Here is a 17,451-nt window from a genome sequence, read left to right as displayed (position 1 = left end):
TTTTATGAAAGCGGAGGAGAGATGTGGCACAAGTCAGACTGGCAGGAAATGCCGAAGAAATTGAACAGCTCATCAAATCATTTGAAGCGCATTACGAAGTGGCTTACACGTCGAAAGAATACCGTAAAACAAATCCGAAGTATAAATACTCTAAGGATTCGCGCGTCTATCTTGAGCTGAAATTAAAAACGGCCAAGGCCGAAAAATAAAAAGGGTTTCATCTGTTACTGGCGAATAATACTCAGGGTGAAGCAACTGTTATGGAGGGATACATAAATGGACTACAGAATTGAAAAAGACACCATGGGAGAAGTTAAAGTTCCGGCAGATAAATTTTGGGGCGCTCAGACACAGCGCAGCAAAGAGAACTTCAAAATCGGTTCAGAAAAAATGCCTCAGCGTGTTGTGAAGGCGTTTGCAATATTGAAAAGAAGCACAGCGATCGCCAACGAACGCCTCGGCAACTTAGAGTCTGAAAAAGCACAGGCGATTGCCGCTGTATGTGACGATGTTTTAAACGGCAAATACGACGATAACTTTCCGCTCGTTGTCTGGCAGACGGGAAGCGGCACGCAAAGCAACATGAACATGAATGAAGTGGTGGCCAACCGCGCGACTGCTTTATTGAAAGAAAAAAATTCCGAGCTGAAGATTCATCCGAATGATGACGTCAACCGCAGCCAAAGCTCAAACGATACATTCCCGACGGCGATGCACGTTGCGGCGGTTCTTGCCGTATATGAGCAGCTCGTTCCGGCGCTTGATCAGCTGCGCGCGACGCTTGATGAAAAAGCGAAAGCTTATCAGGATATTGTGAAAATCGGACGCACGCATTTGCAGGACGCCACTCCGCTGACGCTCGGACAGGAAATCAGCGGCTGGGTATACATGCTTGACCGTTCTAAAGAAATGATTCTTGAGTCAACGGAAAAAATCCGCGCGCTTGCCATCGGAGGCACGGCAGTCGGCACGGGAATCAACGCCCATCCGCAGTTCGGTGAATTCGTCGCGGAAGAAATCACAAAAGTAACGGGGCAGACATTCAAGAGTTCTCCTAACAAATTCCATGCGCTCACAAGCCATGATGAAATCACTCACGTTCACGGCGCGTTAAAAGCATTGGCTGCCGACCTGATGAAGATTGCCAACGATGTCAGATGGCTGGCAAGCGGCCCGCGCTGCGGAATCGGCGAAATCGTCATTCCTGAAAATGAGCCGGGAAGTTCTATCATGCCGGGCAAAGTCAACCCGACGCAAAGTGAGGCGCTGACAATGATCGCCGCGCAAGTGATGGGAAATGACGCGACAATCGGATTTGCGGCCAGCCAAGGAAACTTTGAGCTGAATGTCTTCAAACCGGTTATTATCTATAACTTCCTGCAGACCGTGCAGCTGCTCAGTGACGGAATGAATTCCTTCCATGACAAATGCGCTGTCGGTATTGAGCCGAACCAAGAGACGATTCAGGAAAATCTCTCTAACTCATTAATGCTTGTTACGGCGCTTAACCCGCACATCGGTTATGAAAACGCCGCGAAAATCGCCAAGCTTGCCCACAAAGAAGGCTTGACGCTGAAAGAAGCGGCATTACAGCTGAACCTTCTGACAGAAGAACAATTTAATGAAATGGTGCGTCCGGAAGATATGGTGCACCCGAAAGCATAAAAAGAAAGAACGGCTGCAGTCATTGCGGCCGTTCTTCTAAATAAACTGCTGTTTCAGTAAAAATCTGAGCTGTTCTGCATCTTCAGCCAGCAGGTCGGATTCCTTCAAATTCAAAATCATTCCTTTGATGATTGCCGGTTTCGGCGACTTTTTCTTCATTTCCGCTTCCAGAATATCCAAGCTCTCGGTGAATTCAGATGCTTGCGTCTTGTCCATCGTGCCGATGCGCGTGCGGAGGGTCTGCAAGATCGATTGGCTTAAAGGATCGGGCTGCCCGTTATGAAGGGGGCCAAACAGTGAGCTTGCCTCATCAAGAGAAATAAACGCTTCATCATGTCTGTCCGCCATTCCGTTTACGATGTCATCAATTCTGTGAATCACGGTATTTGCCAAAAGCGAAGGCTGTACGGACCGGCCGGTCAGAATGAGATATTCAAGATACATCTGACTGATTCCTTCTATTAAAAAACAAAGCTCGGCTGTGTATGGTTCAACTTTTTCTCCGTAAATCGCAAGAAGACTGTCGATATGAAACTGCAGGATCGACCGGCGGATTCTCTTTCCGCACTGCGCCGCTTCTTCGGTATAAGGAAGTGAACCGTCTTTCATCTGCACGGTTATAAAATCCTGATGGGCGAGAATCGATTCGTAAAACACCGCAAGCTGTTTTTGGTAAGCGGCTCTCGGACTGTCACCCTCCGTTTGGATCGTCGTGATTCGGGTAAACGTTTTATCATAGTAGTAATTCAGCATGGATAGAAGCAGTGCTTCTTTGGAAGGAAAGTTTAGATAAAAAGCGCCTTTTGAGATTTTGCATTCATCGGCGATTTCCTGAACCGATGTAGATTTGTACCCTTTTCGGGCAAACAGTTTAATTGCTGCTTCAATGATCAGCTTTTCTTTTTCCTTCAATGGTTCCACCCTTTCGGAGCCAGGAGGCTGGCTTGTGCTTCTCATGTATGACTATATGGTCATATTGATATTCCGTAAATTTAACCTGATTGTAACTTGTTTTTTTGTTTTGTTTTATTTATATTATAAAGTGAGCTGACCGAATGGTCAAAGTTCTGGCGAAAGGGTGAATCTGAAAATGAAAGAATTAGATGAAATGATCAGCCGCTTGCGAAACAGAGGAATTAAAGTCGAAAAGGTGAAATATCCGAAAAAGACAATTTGTGAAAAGAAATGGGTTCATCAATGCCAAAAACCGCTGAAAGCAAACTACAGAGATTTTAACGGCTATTCCTTCACATAAAAAAGACTGCAATGAAACACTACAGTCTACTTTGGTATGATAATTCGGTAGATTACACCCGATTGGTCATTTTCAATTGAAATTGATGCTTTATGCAGGGTTAAAATCCGTTTTACGATGCTGAGTCCTATGCCGAACTCGCCTTTCTTCCCTTTATTAAAAGGCTCGTACAAGCTGGATAGCATCTCATCCTCAATCGGAGGCCCGTCATTTTCAACCGTCATGACAATCTGCTGCTGATTTTGGCTGATCCGAATGTGAATCGCCGTTTCTGCATAGCGGATTTGATTTTCGAGAATGTTTTCAAGAAGTTTGCTCCATTGTTCCGGATCACCGGGCATCATTAATGCATCTTCTGTTTCAACGGTCCACGATAATTCCTTCCGGGCCCATTTGAGCCGTTCAATGACTTCTTCCGTGACCTTCACAATGTCAAATGTCTCATGGTGCACCCGCTGCTTCATTAAATAATCAAGCTTCGTTAAATATAATAAATCCTTAATTTTCTTCTCAAGTTTTTCTGCTTCGCCTTCAATGACATCAATTGTGGTTTCCAGATCCCCCTTAGGAAAAATCCCGTCCTTTATTGATTGAGTATAGCCCCTTATCACCATGACAGGCGTTTTTAAATCATGAGAGATATTTTGCAGGAGCGTTCTTTCCGTTTCATCCTTTTGCACCAGCTTGCTCCGCATGTCTTCAATGGTGTGGCCTAATTTTCCGATTTCGTCTTTTCTGTCGACGATGACCGGATCATCCCAATCCTGTTTTGAAATCCGTTTGACATGCTTTTCTAAGGAAACGAGCGGGCGCGAGAGATATTTGGCAAGCCAAATCGCCGGAATCCAGCTTAACAAAATCACGCCGGCAATGATAAAGAGCAGCTGCTTGAACAGGGTGAATGCCAGATCATCACGATAAGAATCAAGGGCGTAAGACAGCATCATCGCATCCTGGCCGTTAATGGTGAGGCCTTTTTTAATGACGAAAAATACTTTTTCACCGCTGATGTCCGCGCTGTATCGTTTCGTGACGCTGTGCTGGCGGCCCGCGAGCTTGTACACCTTATGGATAAAGGAAGAAGAAAAGTAGTTCAAGTCTTTGTCACTGGCCGATTCCTCCCGTTCCGGCAGAAGAACGTGCTGAACGGATCGGAAAGTCGTCGGCGCGGTCGCATCCTCGCTGTAATATCCCCGCTCGATCGATCCGGGCAGCCGGTACTCCGTCAGTACATGCTGTTCATTTTCAATGGTCGTATACGTTTCATCCGTGAAAAAATTACGCAGCGTATTTGAGAACAGCACGAGAAGCAGAATCGAAATGGCTAAGAGGATGCCTGAAATGACCACCCATATTTGAAAAGCAAGCGGCTTATTTTTCATGACGTCATCATCCTGTAGCCGAATCCGTAAATGGTTTCAACCTTTAACCCGGGCATTTTTTTTCTCAGCCTCCGCACAAGATCATCGACCACCCGGTCAGTGCCGAAATAATCATGGCCCCATATTTTCAGCAGGATATCTTCTCTGGAAAAGGGGTGTCCTTTATGGTGAAGAAATAAAAGCAGCAGATCAAATTCCTTAGACGTCAAATTGACCAGGCAGCCGGTTTCATCATAAACCTCTCGGGCATCTTCGATCACATTGTAGGAAGAAACGGTGATGCCGGTTTTCTTTGCGGCGGGCTGTTCTTTATACACGAGCTCGAGCAGCTTCTGGACCCGTATAATAAGTTCTCTCGGCAAAAAAGGCTTGGCGATATAATCATTGCTTCCAAGCTCCAACCCGAGGACTCTGTCAATATCGGCATCCCGCGCGGAAATAAAAATGACCGGCACATCGGGATCTTTTTCTTTTATTTCTTTTATCAATGTATAGCCGTCCGTATCCGGAAGCATGATGTCAAGAATCCACAAGTGGGGAGACGGCTGCATCTGCTTTCTGGCATCTTCGCCTTTTGTGAAAGATGTAATGTTCCAGCCTTCATTCTCTAAATATTTTGTGAGCAGTTCATTCAGGTTATCCTCATCTTCAACTAGATAAATGGTGTATGACAAGGCATTTCACATCCTTTCAACGTCATTATACTAGTTTTAACACACTCAAGCCGCATTTTCATAATTTCACATATTCTTTTCATTTTTATCCCACAATGTTTGTTTATGATGTGTATAAGGGAAGAAAGGAAGAAAAAAAGCGGGGAAGATAACATGTTCAAACACATTTTGTTTTGGAGCTTTGCTTTTCTCCTTATTATTGGGACAATAGAACTTGTACATGCGATGAATATGTAATCGATAGAATGAAAACATGCTGAAGGAGTGTGCGTGAATATGAATGATCATCGAGATGACGGCAGAAGCCGCGATCAGTCAGATCTTTCACATACGGAACAAAACAGAAATGAACAGCAGCAGATCAGCCATCAGGAGCCCGAGCTGCTCGAAGGGCCCGTCTCGAAAGAAGCGGAAAACGAGACGGCGGCCGGTACGGAATTTGAAAAAACGGCTGCCGTGAAAAAAGAAAAAAAACGGAGAGCCGCTTGGCTGAGCCCGATTTTAGGCGGCATTATCGGCGGCGGCCTCGTGCTTGGCATTGTGCCAAACCTGCCGGGTGAGCAGCATAAGACAGAAGCCGTTTCTGATACGAAACAAGTTCAGTCTTCGAATTTTACGTCAACGCCTTTGAAAAATACCTCAAGTGTAGCGGATATGGTAGAAGATTTGGAGCCTGCGATTGTCGGAGTGTCCAACTACCAAGCTTCGCAAAGCAGCCAGTTCGGACTTGACGGCGGTTCAAGCTCTGAAACGGAAAGCGGCACGGGGTCAGGCGTCATCTTCAAAAAAGACGGCGAAAAAGCGTACATCATTACAAACAATCATGTCGTAGAAGGGGCGAACAAACTGTCGGTCACTCTTTACAATGGGAAAACCGAAACGGCAAAGCTTGTCGGAAAGGATGCCATCAGTGACTTGGCTGTATTGGAAATCAGCTCGTCCAATGTCAAAAAAGCGGCCAGCTTCGGGGATTCCTCCAAGCTCCGCATTGCCGATAAAGTGATTGCCATCGGCAACCCGCTCGGCCAGCAGTTTTCCGGCACCGTCACACAAGGTGTCATCAGCGGGCTGAACAGAACGGTAGACGCCGATACATCCCAAGGCACAGTGGAAATGAACGTGATTCAGACGGATGCGGCGATTAACCCCGGAAACAGCGGCGGCCCGTTAATCAACTCAAGCGGCCAAGTTATCGGGATCAACAGCATGAAAGTCAGTGAAAACGGCGTGGAGTCACTCGGCTTTGCCATTCCGAGCAATGATGTAGAACCGATAGTCGACCAGCTGCTTGCAAAAGGAAAAGTCGAGCGCCCATTTTTAGGTGTGCAGATGATTGACATGGCGCAAGTGCCGGAAACCTATCAGGAAAACACGCTCGGACTGTTCGGCGACCAGCTGTCTAAGGGTGTTTACGTAAAAGAAGTGCAGTCCGGCTCACCGGCTGCGAAAGCGGGCATCAAATCAAATGACGTCATTGTACAATTGAACGGCAAAGATGTCGGCAGCAGCGCAGATATCAGACAAATCTTATATAACCAGCTGAAAATCGGCGATAAAACGACTGTTCAAGTTCTCAGAAGCGGAAGCAAAAAGACGCTGAACGTCACATTAACGAAACAAACCGAAAGCGCAAGCTGAACACATAAAAAAAGCTGAACCTGCAACTGAGGTTCAGCTTTTTTCGTCATTCTCCCAAGTAGGCTGACAGCATCCACACATGCTTGTCCGCTTGTTCAACTAATCCGACAAACAGGTCGGCAGTTGACGGGTCATTTTGTTCCTCGGCGATGCCGATAACAAATTTTGATTCGCGGCTGATTTGTTTATAGTCTTGAACCAGTGATTCCACCATTTCAGAAGCCGTTTTTTCTTGGCCTTCATCCGTAATGGAAGCTTGTTCAAGGTAAGTGTGTAAAGTCGCCGCAGGCTGTCCGCCGATGGCCAGAAGTCGCTCTGCGATGGCATCCGCCGTTTCCGCCGCTTCGTTATACAGCTCTTCAAATTTTTCATGAAGCGTAAAGAAATGAGGGCCTTTTACATACCAATGGAAGCGGTGCAGTTTAGAGTAAAGGATAAACCAGTTTGATAATTGTGTGTTCATTGATTTCTCAACAAGAGTTTCAGTTTTTTTCGCGTTTTGTGTATTCATATTCATCGTCCTCCCTGTGATCTGATAATTTAATTATATCACGTATTAAATAAAAATCAATACTAAATTATAATAATTATAATTTAGGTTTAAGTGAACAGCTTTTTCTTTATAATCGATTCCCAGGCAGACCACGGAAAGAGTGAGCGGAAAGCCAATGTCAGCTTAACGCCCCTGCCGATCGGATACCGCAGTTTCTTCAGCCGTTTCCTTTGTGCCAATTGATAAATCAGCTCCGCTACGTCATCAGGATCCCCGCTTTTGGATGCGTTGGCTTTGAAGTAAGCTTCGATTTGCTGATAATAGCGGTAATAGGGCGAATCTTTGCCGGGTGCCGTAAGATGATTGGACAGAGACGTCTCCCATATAGACGTTTTATAGGAGCCCGGTTCTATTAAAGCGGCATCAATTCCTAAAGGCAGCAGTTCGAGGCGCAGGCTCTCTGTAAACCCTTCAACCGCGAATTTGGAAGAGACATACGGAGATAGAGCCGGGAAACCGGTCAGTCCGCTGATACTGCTGATATTGAAGATTTTCGCCCCGCTATGTTTTCGCATATAAGGCAGCACGGTTTTTGTGACGTGAATCAGACCGAATACATTTGATTCATACTGCTGTCTGTAATGTTCCATCAGTACATCGTCAATAAACCCCCCGTACGCAGTGCCGGCGTTATTGACGAGCAGGTCAATCGGTCCGAAACCGCTGATGGTGTTCCCGAAGTCAGACACCGACTGCTCATTTGTCACATCTAAAGAAACGACCGTAACATGTTCGGATGCACCCGCTTGAGCGGCGGCCTCTTTCAGTATTTCAGCTTTCTCCGGCTGTCTGGCTGTTGCGATGACGTGATAAGACCGGGCGAGCTTCAGCGCTGTCAGCAGCCCGAATCCGCTCGTCGCGCCGGTTACAATGGCAATTTTTCTGTTCATAATAATCCTCCCCGTTTGTTCTTATCTCATAGTGTATAACATCTCGCAGAAAGAAGGAGAAATCGTTCGGAAATATGTCAGAATTGTTTTATAATGGAGTCAGCTTCGGATAGAAAGGGGTAAAGAAAAGATGGCATTAGAGGGATTGAAGGAAACATGGGATTTAAACTCCATTTTTGAGGGCGGGAGCCGGTCGGAAGAGTTTCAGCAATACATACAAGAGCTCAAAAAGCATCTAAGCGCTTTTCAACATGCGGTTGAAGCATTTACAGTTCCGACGCATGCGGATGAAAGCCGGGAGCTGATCAATCTGATTGATAGGTTTGAACGGTCAGCGATCATGATCAGGCAGGCGGGAGCGTTCGTCGGCTGTCTTCAGGCTCAGAACACTCATGATCAGAAAGCGAATGAATGGAGGGCGCGGATCAATCAGCTGAGCAGTGATTTTAAATCCGCTCTGGTCACCCTTGACGATACACTTGCCCGGATTGACGAGCGGGTCTGGGAGGAGCTGCTGCAAAAACCGGAACTTCAGGATCTCACATATGTTTTAAATGAGAGAAGAGACCGTGTCAAAGAGAAGCTCAGCGCTTCAGAAGAAAGGCTGATTGAAGGCCTGGCCGTTGACGGCTATCACGCATGGGGCGACCTGTATAATGCGGCTGTCGGCAGAATGAAGATTCCGTTTGAGGATAAAGAGCTGTCGGTCGGCCAAGCGGAAAATATGATGGCGCACCCGGACCGGCGGATCAGACGTCAAGTGTTCAAAGAGCTTAATGAAGCGTGGAAAGGAGAAGAGGAGCTTTTCGGCAGCACGCTGAACCATCTGGCCGGCTTCCGCACGGAAATCTATAAAGCGCGGGGCTGGAAAAGCGCTTTGGAAGAGCCGCTTGCGATCAACCGGATGAAAAAAGAAACGCTGGATGTCATGTGGCAGGTCATTACCGATCATAAAAAGCCTTTTGCCGAATACCTGAATCGAAAGGCGTCTCTTTTAGGGCTTGAGCGGCTGAACTGGTATGATGTGGACGCGCCGATCGGCGAGGCTCCGAAAGAATACACATATGATGAAGCGGCCAATCTGATCGTCAGCCAATTTTCGACGTTTGGCAAAAAGCTGTCCGCATTTACGGAAAAAGCGTTCCGTGATCGGTGGATAGAAGCGGAAGACCGCAGCGGCAAACGGGTCGGCGGTTTCTGCACCAGCTTTCCCGACAGCGGAGAATCCCGGATTTTTATGACGTTTTCCGGAAGCGCTTCGAATGTATCGACGCTGGCGCATGAGCTCGGTCACGCGTTCCATCAGGAGGCCATGCTTCAAGTGCGGCAGCTGAACAGAGCCTACGCTATGAATGTGGCTGAAACAGCCTCGACCTTTGCGGAAATGATCGTCGCCGACGCCGCTTTGAAACAAGCGGAGACAAAGGATGAAAAGCTGTTCTTGCTTGAAGATAAAATTCAAAAAAGCGTAGCCATGTTTATGAATATTCATGCGAGATTTTTATTTGAAACGCGTTTTTATGAAGAGCGCAAGCAGGGCGTCGTTCCGGCTGAGAAACTGAATGAACTGATGGAAGCGGCGCAGAAAGAAGCGTTTTGCGATTCATTAGGGGAGTACCACCCTCATTTCTGGGCGTCGAAACTGCATTTTCATATTACGGGAGTGCCGTTTTACAACTTTCCGTATACGTTCGGTTACTTATTTTCGCTTGGAATATATGCAAGAGCTCTTCGGGAAAACGCGGATTTTGAAGAAAAATATATCGCGCTTTTGTGTGACACGGCTTCGATGACTGTTGAGGATTTGGCGATGAAGCACCTTGGAGCGGATCTGACGGAACGGTCGTTTTGGGAAGACGCGGTCCGCCTTGCCGTACAGGATGTGCAGGAATTTTTAGAGCTGACTGAATGATAATCTTGAGATGAACCGGCCGGAGTGTTATCGCTCCGGTTCTTTTTTGTTTAATGAATGACAGCCGCCTCCCTTGGAAATACCTAAAAACGATCGGAATGGAATGGGAGTGAACCGCATGAAATGGATCAGAACGGCGGGCGTTTTATGTCTTACGCTGATGCTGATTGCCGGCTGCCGATTGAATGAAGAAAAACGGGAAGCGGAACAAGACAGCACACCCGTATCATCCGCGAAGCCGGTTCCTTACAGCAGCTTTTCCCTTCGCGTCAGCTACGGAGCCGGAGAGCATAACCGCTATGAAGGTTTGTATGAAAGAAAAGACGGTCATGAAAAGGCTGACATCCGGGACAAGCTCTCAGGGGTTCACAGAGAGGGCGAGGAAGCGCTTGATGAAATGAAGATGATCCTCGGAGAACTTGCCGTAAACAGCCGGATGCAGGAAAGCGAGGTCGTCCGGCAGGTGCTCTCGGCTTTTAATTTGGACAGCCGCTATGACCATTTTTATCTGAAACTGAAAAAGAATGATGGAGAAATGACGGAAATAAAAAAATAACCGCCGCCCGCTGCTTTTTTGCCCAAAACTAATTGATAATGATATTCAGAGTCATTAATTTCTGTTACAATATAATCATGATCTCACGTTGAATGTTTAGGCAATTTGTTTATATACATAGTGTTGGGAAACTCAAAAAAGGAGCGGTTAGCGGTATGAGTGCAATTTCTACAGAGACGCTGAGCTTAGGGTACGGAGAAACTGTTATCATTGACGAATTGGATGTCGCGATTCCAAAAGGCGAAATCACTGTATTGATCGGAAGCAACGGCTGCGGAAAATCGACGCTTTTACGTTCATTGGCCCGGCTGATGAAACCGAGGGGCGGTTCTGTGCTTTTAGAAGGAAAAGCCATCGCTAAGCTTCCGACGAAGGAAGTGGCAAGAGAGCTCGCTATTTTGCCGCAGAGTCCGTCAGCTCCCGAAGGCCTGACGGTGCATCAGCTTGTGAAGCAGGGAAGATACCCTTATCAAAGCTGGCTGAAGCAATGGTCCAAAGAGGACGAAGACGCAGTGGCAAAAGCGCTTAAAGCGACGAAGCTTGAGGAAATGGCCGACCGTCCGGTGGATTCCTTGTCAGGCGGACAGCGCCAGCGCGCATGGATTGCGATGACACTCGCTCAGGATACGGATATCATTCTGCTTGACGAGCCGACAACCTATCTCGACATGACGCATCAAATTGAAATTCTTGATTTGCTGTTTGAATTAAATGAAAAAGAAAAACGCACAATCGTCATGGTGCTGCACGACCTCAATCTGGCATGCCGTTATGCCCATTATCTGGTCGCCATTAAGGATAAACAGATTTACGCAGAGGGCCGTCCCGAAGAAGTCATCACTTGCGAGCTTGTACAGCAGGTCTTTGCGATGAACTGCCAGGTAACGCAAGATCCGCTGTTCGGCACGCCGCTTTGCATTCCGCACGGACGCGGCAGATGTATCGTGCAGGAAGCGGCCCTCACCGCCCGATTGTCATAATCATGGAAAAGGGAAGGGAACGGTATGGAAGAGAAACTGCAGCAGCAGCTGGACGGCCTGCTTGAAAAATACACGGAACTATTGCTTGGCGAAACAAACCCGGATGTAAAGGAAGAAGTCAGGCAGTGGATTTTGTATACACATATCGCAAAAAGCATGCCTCCGCTCGTCAAACATTGGAATCAATCCTACCCGGACGCCAAAGAGGGCATCAAAGCTGCGATACAGCATATTAAACAGCTCAATGAAGCACACAGAAAAAAACAATAAAAAAGCTTTCGGCATCAAAGAGAGGTGCCGAAAGCTTTTTTTGCTGAAAAGGAATCAATAAAGGCGCCGTTCAATTCATAGCGAAGAACATTAATGTAACTAATGCACCCGTTTGTTTACGTATATTTCTTCCGCTCGCTGAACCAAGAAAAAAGGACCGCCGCAGCAATCCCTTTCTCTCTTTCCTATATATCACATTTCCTTTCGGATACGTAATAACTCTTCAAATGCTTTTATATTTGTATCAAAATTGGGCACTGTTTGAGATTCCTCGGCACATTTGACTTGTGCTACAACCAAATCATGAAAAGGTGTTGAAATGCCAGTACCTTCTGCCATTTTGGGAATAACTCCATTAATATAATCAATTTCAGTTTTGCGTTTTTTCTCAAGATCCTGGAGCATACTTGCTCTTAGCAGCCTAGATGGTTCCATGGCTGACCTAAATGTTTGGATACGTTCAGGAATATCATTTTCACTTCTTAATTCCAAAGATTCTAAATCAAGGCCGCCCATTTTCGCAAATTTGACACCATTGGCGTGTCCAACCTTAATCGTCTCATCTGCGATATGGACTGCACTAACAATGCCGATTTCATGGTCAAGAATGTCTCCGTATTCTCCGTTTAATGCAGCCGATAAACCACTGAATGCATTATTGATAAGTAATTTTGACCACTTCGTTCCAACTAAATTATCGGAAATATGTGTTCCGCCGATAAGGTCTAAAACCGATTTAATACGCTGGATTCTTTCTGTTGTTTCACCATGTAATTCTCCAATTTGAAAAGCGTACTCTTTAAATTGAGTATACTCAGTTGTAAGTCTGGATACGCCTGGTTCAATAAACGTGGCACCAAATTCAACAGAACCTGCAATAACACGTTCATCACCAACGATCGAAGCAACTTTCTGTTCAGGTATACCGTTTTGCAAGGAACATACTACACTGTCATCCTTTAAAAAAGGCAGTAACTCTTTAAGGATGGAATCATTATATAATTGTTTCGTCAGGAGTAATATTAAATCATACTTGCCTGATTTGTTTTCAGGGGTAATGGCTTTCACCTTTGCTTGAAATTCCGTTGTACCAACTACTTTAGCACCAATTTGATTTAGAGTATCTACATGTTCTTTGTACGAATCAATCAATTCGACATCCATTCCGCCAGCAGACAGATATGCTCCAACAATGGTTCCTAAAGAACCTGCTCCTAAAACTGCAATTCTCATTGTAAACGTCTCCTTATTTTTCCTCTAAGTAGTTATAAACCGGCTGTGCTGCATTTAAGGTTAAATCTGTAAGGATATGAGATGCTGAAACAACTTCTAATACAGGCAAATCTGCAAGAGGTGCCAGAGCATGTTCAAATAATTGAAGCCGCGCCGGTCCAGTCCAGGCACCTTTAACTTCTATATTCGTTATTTGCGTCCGCACCAAATCACAAACCCTTAAATCACCATTGTAATCAGTAGCAATCTTAACCATAAAATTAGGTCGGCAAATTTCCCTTTTCGCTTTTTCCTTGTCCATTTCGAAATGTTTATATCCCATAGTGGCAGTTGCCACACGAAGACTGCCATAATCCAATGTGCCAACAAGAGTATCAGAGTCTATATACAGCTTAGGGGCACCCAATTTCTTTGGATATGCAGTAAGTTCCCGTCCGCTTGCAATAGCCGGGAAATTGTCAACATACATAGAATGTACATAATCTCCTTCTTCACCATTAAAGCTGACAGGGATGACTTGTCCTGCCTCTGTATAGGCACCAAGTCCGGAAACATCGGGCATCCACATCACTTCGAATTTCACTAAAGGTTCAGTAATTTCAAGAGGTTCCGGCACTGCTGCACGTAAAGCTTTTTCATCCGTTCGGTAAATAATATTTAAATATTCACGGTTAACAAATTTATAATTTGGGATAGGATAAGCAGGGGCTGTTAGTGGCGTATTTAAATTTTTTGCTATATCTTTCACATCAATTTTCATTGAATGACTCCCTTTCCTTTTCTTTAACTATGCTATTATCTTACATTCGCATTTACATTTAATCCAATACATAATAAGGTATATATATATTTATTGAAATAAATGAGAGGGGTGCAGACAGATGGAATTGCTGCAGCTAAAATACTTTCAGACAGTTGCCTATACTGAACATATCTCTAAAGCAGCAGAACAATTAAAGATTGCCCAGCCTTCTTTAAGTCTCACTATAAAAAGACTTGAGAATGAACTGGGAACAACCTTGTTTGAGAGAAAAGGCAGAAATATTAAGCTGAGTTCAGCAGGGAAAATTCTTTTAAAACGTGTAAACAGGATTTTTACTGAGATTGAAAATGCACAAACGGAAATTCAATTGGAGGAACATCGAATTTCTGACACCATCAGAATATCTATTTCCAATCCAAGATTCCTTGCAGGACTGATGAGTGAATATATCAACCGCTCTCCTCAATCAAAAATTCTCCAAGCAATCGGAGTTAAAAGCGAGATCATAACAAGTTTAAAAAAAGGGGACATTGATTTAGGAATAACAGGTCATCCGATTCAAGATGAAGAGATAGAGAGTTGGGTGCTGGTAAATGAAGATATTGTTCTGGCTTTGCCCTCAAACCACCGATTTACGGGTAAAACAGAAATTTCTTTACGTCTTGTCGCCGATGAACCATTTATTACCCTTGCTAATAACGAAGAGTATAGCGGTTTTACAGCCTCGCTTTGTGAGAAAGCTGGTTTCATCCCAAATATTGCATTTGAGGCAGATTCTCATTTACTGGTCGAGATTATAAAGCTGGATCAAGGTGTGGCGTTGCTTCCTATTTCAGTTTGCAGAACATTGGGGCTGAATTTTATAAAAGTGACTGATCACTCTGCTTCATATCCAGTCGGCTTATCTTGGATGAGACATAAGCTGTTATCTTCTTCGGTAAGAAATTTTCGTGACTTTATTATGTCGTACTATAAAGATAACTATGAAATGTTTAAGGTTTATTAAAGAATTCCATCACTATTTTTTTGAATTTTTACCCCTTACTCAACTGCACCGTTAGCGGCATAAGAAAAAGGACACCCCTTCTCCGGCTTTTGATGTTTTCTTTTTAGGGATGTAATGAGGGGGTCCTTGTTACTTACACTCATTCCCCGTTTCACTTGTTGCGGGGTGGGTACTTGCGATTGTTGGTTTCTTAATTTTAAAATTTTCGAACGGAACCCCTTGTTGTTATACAACGTTGCTTTTGCAATGCCGGCTTCCTTTGACACGCTGTTAAAATTTAATGTTTTTAGTTGGTTTTAAAAGCCTGCTATTAGAGCCGTTTTGCTATACGGATCTCGTGGATTTTTTCAATTGTTCTTTTCGATCATAATTAGATATTTGCTGAACGTAAAACATTGGAACGAATCCTGCCCGGACGCCAAGAGGGCATCAAAGCCGCGGCACAGCACATTAAACAGCTCAATGAAGAGCACATAAAAAACAATAAAAAGCTTTCGGCATCAAAGAGAGGTGCCGGAAGCTTTTTTTGCTGAAAAGGAATCAATAAAGGCCCGTAATGCACAGCTCATATATGAATCCTTCCGCGTGACGAATTCCGTTTTCATCATGCTGAAAGATTCGGGAATGGTCCATATCCGAACCGCGCCTAGTGCGGCGTGCTGAGTAATTACGCTTCGCGGGAGCAGCGTAATGCCGAGCCCCGCTGTCACTCCCCCGATAATCGCTTCAAGGGTGCCGAATTCCATAATGGCCGGATGCGCCGTTCCAATGGAATGAAGCCACCGCTCTAATGTGTCACGATACGTGCAGCCCGTGCTGTACACAAGAAGCGGCTTTTTTACCGCTTCTTCTATAGCGGTGACGGCAGCGGGAGTCACGACAACGGCTTCTTCTTCAAAGGCCGGGATGGAGTGCAAATCCGGATGATGAAAGTGACAGCCGATAAATGCGCCGTCCAATTCATAGCGAAGAACTTTATCGGTTACATATTGTGTATGTCCTGTCGTAAGGGACAGCTCCACATCAGGATACCGCTCATAGTAAGAGGCTAAAAGTTTCGGCAGCCTGACGGCGGCTGTTGTCTGGGTGGAGCCGATCATAAGCGGTCCGCTTGGCTTGTCTGTTGAAGCGAGCGCCATTTTGGCTTCTTCTATCAGACCGACGACCTGATCCGCATAATGGAGGAGCACCGTGCCGCTTGAAGACAGCGTCATCCCGCGGTTATGGCGGAAAAACAGCTCGGTTTTCAAATCTTCTTCCAGCTGGCGGATTCTGGCCGTCACGTTTGACTGCACATAGCCGAGACGCGCAGCCGCCTTTGTAATGGAACCTTCACGGGCCACCATCTGAAAAATTCGCAAATCTCCGCTTTCCATTGTCATCTCTCCCTCTTTGCTATCATTTTTTGTGATATGAAACATCTTTAACAATCATTATACGAAAATGCACATCTCCATTACAATAAACATATCAGCTGATGAACATCGAACGTAAGAGGAGAAGAAGCCATGAATTTACAACATAAAACGGCACTGGTCACAGGCGGCGGTACAGGAATCGGAAGAGCGGCGTGCCTTGCCTTAGCAAAACGGGGAGCGGCTGTTGTCATTAACTATTCACATTCAAAATCGGAAGCGGAACAAACGGCAGAATTCATAATAAAAGCAGGCGGACACGCGATGACCATTCAAGCGGACGTTTCTATAGACAAACAGGCGAGAGACATGGTGAACGAAGCAGCCAGCCGATTCGGAAGCCTTGATTTACTCGTAAATAATGCGAGCATCACCAGACATATTCCGCTTCATGATTTGGAATCTGCAACGAAAGAAGTATGGGATGAATTATTTGCTGTCAATGTAAACGGGATGTTTCATTGCGCAAGAGCGGCAGCGTCTCATATGAAAAAGCAAAAGTCAGGCGCTATTGTGAATGTCGGGAGCATCGCCGGCCTGACGGGAGCGGGTTCTTCCCTTCCGTATGCCGTTTCCAAAGCGGCGGTGCATGGCCTGACAAAATCATTGGCCCATGCGCTGGCGCCGGACATCCGTGTATGCTGTGTCGCGCCCGGAGCCGTTGCAACAAGATGGTGGACGGGTCGGGAAGAGACGATGTACCGGCTTGCCGGAAGCCTTCCGCTGGAACGGATCGCTGCTCCGGAGGATATCGGTGAACTGATTTGCTCTGTGCTGGAGCAGGAATCACTGACGGGACAAATCATAACAGCCGATTGCGGCCAGACGATGTGACGAAAGGAGAGAGAAATGATGCCGTTTGTACAGATTCATTTACAGAAAGGGAAAAGCGGATTTTGGCTTAAAAAAATGAGCGCCGTTATTCATACCGCGATGACGGAGATGATTGATGTTCCGCATGGTGACTATTTTCAAGTGGTGCACCAGCACGAAAAAGGGGAGTTTTTCTATGATCCGTCATATCTTCAAGTTGAGCGGAGCGATGAACTGATGTTTATCCGCTTTACTTTGAAAAACTCCAGAACAACTCATCAGAAACAAGCATTCTATCAGCATTTGGCTGACCGGCTGCACGAAAAGCTGGGCGTCAGAAAAGAAGATGTGTTTATCGTCCTCTCAGGCAATGCGGCGGAAGACTGGTCATTCGGAAACGGAGAGGCCCAGATGATATAAAAAAATCCCGCGGCATCCGCGGGATT

Annotated in this window: 18 protein-coding genes and 2 pseudogenes; 11 read left to right on the top strand and 9 right to left on the bottom strand. The window is 45.6% G+C overall.

What is annotated here, in order from left to right; genetic code table 11:
* Positions 1 to 23 precede the first annotated feature (23 nt).
* Together V7728_RS01070 and fumC are read left to right on the top strand one after the other, a co-directional pair.
* On the top strand, positions 24 to 209 hold the full coding sequence (locus tag V7728_RS01070; protein WP_003151806.1) for a YvzF family protein: 186 nt from the start codon (positions 24 to 26) through the stop codon (positions 207 to 209).
* 67 nt (positions 210 to 276) lie between these two features.
* Positions 277 to 1,665 carry a class II fumarate hydratase gene (gene fumC / locus V7728_RS01065; RefSeq protein WP_007410064.1) on the top strand — a complete coding sequence of 463 codons (1,389 nt, stop codon included), beginning with the start codon at positions 277 to 279 and terminating at the stop codon, positions 1,663 to 1,665.
* A gap of 36 nt (positions 1,666 to 1,701) precedes the next feature.
* Here fumC and V7728_RS01060 read toward each other — a convergent pair whose 3' ends face one another.
* Entirely contained in the window at positions 1,702 to 2,577 is an 876-nt protein-coding gene (locus V7728_RS01060; protein ID WP_025285243.1) for a TetR/AcrR family transcriptional regulator, read from the bottom strand.
* A gap of 178 nt (positions 2,578 to 2,755) precedes the next feature.
* Here V7728_RS01060 and spxO point away from each other — a divergent pair, with 178 nt between their 5' ends.
* Entirely contained in the window at positions 2,756 to 2,920 is a 165-nt protein-coding gene (gene spxO, locus V7728_RS01055) for an anti-adapter protein SpxO (RefSeq protein WP_003151811.1), read from the top strand.
* A 26-nt stretch (positions 2,921 to 2,946) separates the two neighbouring features.
* Here the strand turns inward: spxO and V7728_RS01050 are convergent, their stop codons facing one another.
* Together V7728_RS01050 and V7728_RS01045 are read right to left on the bottom strand one after the other, a co-directional pair.
* Positions 2,947 to 4,302: a sensor histidine kinase gene (locus V7728_RS01050; RefSeq protein WP_032876591.1), complete on the bottom strand. Its 1,356-nt coding sequence runs from the start codon at positions 4,300 to 4,302 to the stop codon at positions 2,947 to 2,949.
* On the bottom strand, positions 4,299 to 4,976 hold the full coding sequence (locus V7728_RS01045) for a response regulator transcription factor (protein WP_015240551.1): 678 nt from the start codon (positions 4,974 to 4,976) through the stop codon (positions 4,299 to 4,301). The genes V7728_RS01050 and V7728_RS01045 overlap by 4 nt, the downstream gene beginning before the upstream one ends.
* A 276-nt stretch (positions 4,977 to 5,252) precedes the next feature.
* Here V7728_RS01045 and V7728_RS01040 point away from each other — a divergent pair, with 276 nt between their 5' ends.
* Entirely contained in the window at positions 5,253 to 6,614 is a 1,362-nt protein-coding gene (locus V7728_RS01040; RefSeq protein WP_025285242.1) for a S1C family serine protease, read from the top strand.
* A gap of 46 nt (positions 6,615 to 6,660) precedes the next feature.
* Here V7728_RS01040 and V7728_RS01035 read toward each other — a convergent pair whose 3' ends face one another.
* Positions 6,661 to 7,125, bottom strand: a complete 465-nt coding sequence (locus V7728_RS01035) for a Dps family protein (protein WP_063094408.1) — start codon at positions 7,123 to 7,125, stop codon at positions 6,661 to 6,663.
* A gap of 89 nt (positions 7,126 to 7,214) precedes the next feature.
* On the bottom strand, positions 7,215 to 8,057 hold the full coding sequence (locus V7728_RS01030; RefSeq protein ID WP_012118400.1) for an oxidoreductase: 843 nt from the start codon (positions 8,055 to 8,057) through the stop codon (positions 7,215 to 7,217).
* A gap of 130 nt (positions 8,058 to 8,187) precedes the next feature.
* Here V7728_RS01030 and V7728_RS01025 point away from each other — a divergent pair, with 130 nt between their 5' ends.
* The 4 genes and pseudogenes from V7728_RS01025 to V7728_RS01010 all read left to right on the top strand — a co-directional run bounded on the left by V7728_RS01025 (position 8,188) and on the right by V7728_RS01010 (position 11,775).
* Positions 8,188 to 9,969 (top strand): M3 family oligoendopeptidase, encoded by a 1,782-nt coding sequence (locus V7728_RS01025; RefSeq protein ID WP_025285241.1) that lies wholly within the window; start codon positions 8,188 to 8,190, stop codon positions 9,967 to 9,969.
* A 118-nt stretch (positions 9,970 to 10,087) separates the two neighbouring features.
* On the top strand, positions 10,088 to 10,525 hold the full coding sequence (locus V7728_RS01020) for a YusW family protein (protein WP_012118398.1): 438 nt from the start codon (positions 10,088 to 10,090) through the stop codon (positions 10,523 to 10,525).
* 155 nt (positions 10,526 to 10,680) lie between these two features.
* Complete coding sequence (locus V7728_RS01015; protein WP_012118397.1) at positions 10,681 to 11,505, top strand: ABC transporter ATP-binding protein; 825 nt, start codon at positions 10,681 to 10,683, stop codon at positions 11,503 to 11,505.
* A 2-nt stretch (positions 11,506 to 11,507) separates the two neighbouring features.
* Positions 11,508 to 11,775 (top strand): annotated as a pseudogene (locus V7728_RS01010) (YusU family protein).
* Between the two features lie 192 nt (positions 11,776 to 11,967).
* On the opposite strand, the gene V7728_RS01005 reads toward V7728_RS01010, so the two are convergent.
* The gene (locus V7728_RS01005) at positions 11,968 to 13,008 is read right to left on the bottom strand and encodes a ketopantoate reductase family protein (protein ID WP_025285238.1); all 1,041 of its coding nucleotides are present in this window, start codon (positions 13,006 to 13,008) and stop codon (positions 11,968 to 11,970) included.
* Between the two features lie 13 nt (positions 13,009 to 13,021).
* Positions 13,022 to 13,768, bottom strand: coding sequence for an acetoacetate decarboxylase (locus tag V7728_RS01000; RefSeq protein ID WP_012118395.1), 747 nt, complete (start codon positions 13,766 to 13,768; stop codon positions 13,022 to 13,024).
* Between the two features lie 121 nt (positions 13,769 to 13,889).
* Here V7728_RS01000 and V7728_RS00995 point away from each other — a divergent pair, with 121 nt between their 5' ends.
* Positions 13,890 to 14,777, top strand: a complete 888-nt coding sequence (locus V7728_RS00995) for a LysR family transcriptional regulator (RefSeq protein ID WP_076424502.1) — start codon at positions 13,890 to 13,892, stop codon at positions 14,775 to 14,777.
* Positions 14,778 to 14,812: 35 nt separating this feature from the next.
* Here the strand turns inward: V7728_RS00995 and V7728_RS20445 are convergent.
* Positions 14,813 to 15,058: pseudogene (locus V7728_RS20445) on the bottom strand (hypothetical protein); the annotation flags it as partial.
* A gap of 219 nt (positions 15,059 to 15,277) precedes the next feature.
* Entirely contained in the window at positions 15,278 to 16,153 is an 876-nt protein-coding gene (locus V7728_RS00990; protein WP_012118393.1) for a LysR family transcriptional regulator, read from the bottom strand.
* A 132-nt stretch (positions 16,154 to 16,285) separates the two neighbouring features.
* On the opposite strand from V7728_RS00990, the gene V7728_RS00985 reads away from it, so the two are divergent.
* Positions 16,286 to 17,026 (top strand): SDR family NAD(P)-dependent oxidoreductase, encoded by a 741-nt coding sequence (locus V7728_RS00985; RefSeq protein WP_052827823.1) that lies wholly within the window; start codon positions 16,286 to 16,288, stop codon positions 17,024 to 17,026.
* Positions 17,027 to 17,044: 18 nt separating this feature from the next.
* Positions 17,045 to 17,425 (top strand): tautomerase family protein, encoded by a 381-nt coding sequence (locus tag V7728_RS00980; protein WP_041482216.1) that lies wholly within the window; start codon positions 17,045 to 17,047, stop codon positions 17,423 to 17,425.
* Positions 17,426 to 17,451: the final 26 nt, after the last annotated feature.

The sequence above is a fragment of the Bacillus sp. JHAA genome, from assembly GCF_036961585.1.
In the GTDB taxonomy this organism is placed as follows: Bacteria; Bacillota; Bacilli; order Bacillales; family Bacillaceae; genus Bacillus; species Bacillus velezensis.
This window is presented reverse-complemented; position numbering and strand designations above follow the sequence as displayed.

Bases quoted from the DNA above. Each gene is read 5' to 3' on its own strand.
- V7728_RS01035 (WP_063094408.1), bottom strand. From the start codon at position 7,125: ATGAATACACAAAACGCGAAAAAAACTGAAACTCTTGTTGAGAAATCA.
- V7728_RS01000 (WP_012118395.1), bottom strand. From the start codon at position 13,768: ATGAAAATTGATGTGAAAGATATAGCAAAAAATTTAAATACGCCACTA.
- V7728_RS00985 (WP_052827823.1), top strand. From the start codon at position 16,286: ATGAATTTACAACATAAAACGGCACTGGTCACAGGCGGCGGTACAGGA.
- V7728_RS00990 (WP_012118393.1), bottom strand. From the start codon at position 16,153: ATGGAAAGCGGAGATTTGCGAATTTTTCAGATGGTGGCCCGTGAAGGT.
- V7728_RS01030 (WP_012118400.1), bottom strand. From the start codon at position 8,057: ATGAACAGAAAAATTGCCATTGTAACCGGCGCGACGAGCGGATTCGGG.
- spxO (WP_003151811.1), top strand. From the start codon at position 2,756: ATGAAAGAATTAGATGAAATGATCAGCCGCTTGCGAAACAGAGGAATT.
- fumC (WP_007410064.1), top strand. From the start codon at position 277: ATGGACTACAGAATTGAAAAAGACACCATGGGAGAAGTTAAAGTTCCG.
- V7728_RS01020 (WP_012118398.1), top strand. From the start codon at position 10,088: ATGAAATGGATCAGAACGGCGGGCGTTTTATGTCTTACGCTGATGCTG.
- V7728_RS01005 (WP_025285238.1), bottom strand. From the start codon at position 13,008: ATGAGAATTGCAGTTTTAGGAGCAGGTTCTTTAGGAACCATTGTTGGA.
- V7728_RS01025 (WP_025285241.1), top strand. From the start codon at position 8,188: ATGGCATTAGAGGGATTGAAGGAAACATGGGATTTAAACTCCATTTTT.
- V7728_RS01040 (WP_025285242.1), top strand. From the start codon at position 5,253: ATGAATGATCATCGAGATGACGGCAGAAGCCGCGATCAGTCAGATCTT.
- V7728_RS01015 (WP_012118397.1), top strand. From the start codon at position 10,681: ATGAGTGCAATTTCTACAGAGACGCTGAGCTTAGGGTACGGAGAAACT.
- V7728_RS00995 (WP_076424502.1), top strand. From the start codon at position 13,890: ATGGAATTGCTGCAGCTAAAATACTTTCAGACAGTTGCCTATACTGAA.
- V7728_RS00980 (WP_041482216.1), top strand. From the start codon at position 17,045: ATGCCGTTTGTACAGATTCATTTACAGAAAGGGAAAAGCGGATTTTGG.
- V7728_RS01050 (WP_032876591.1), bottom strand. From the start codon at position 4,302: ATGAAAAATAAGCCGCTTGCTTTTCAAATATGGGTGGTCATTTCAGGC.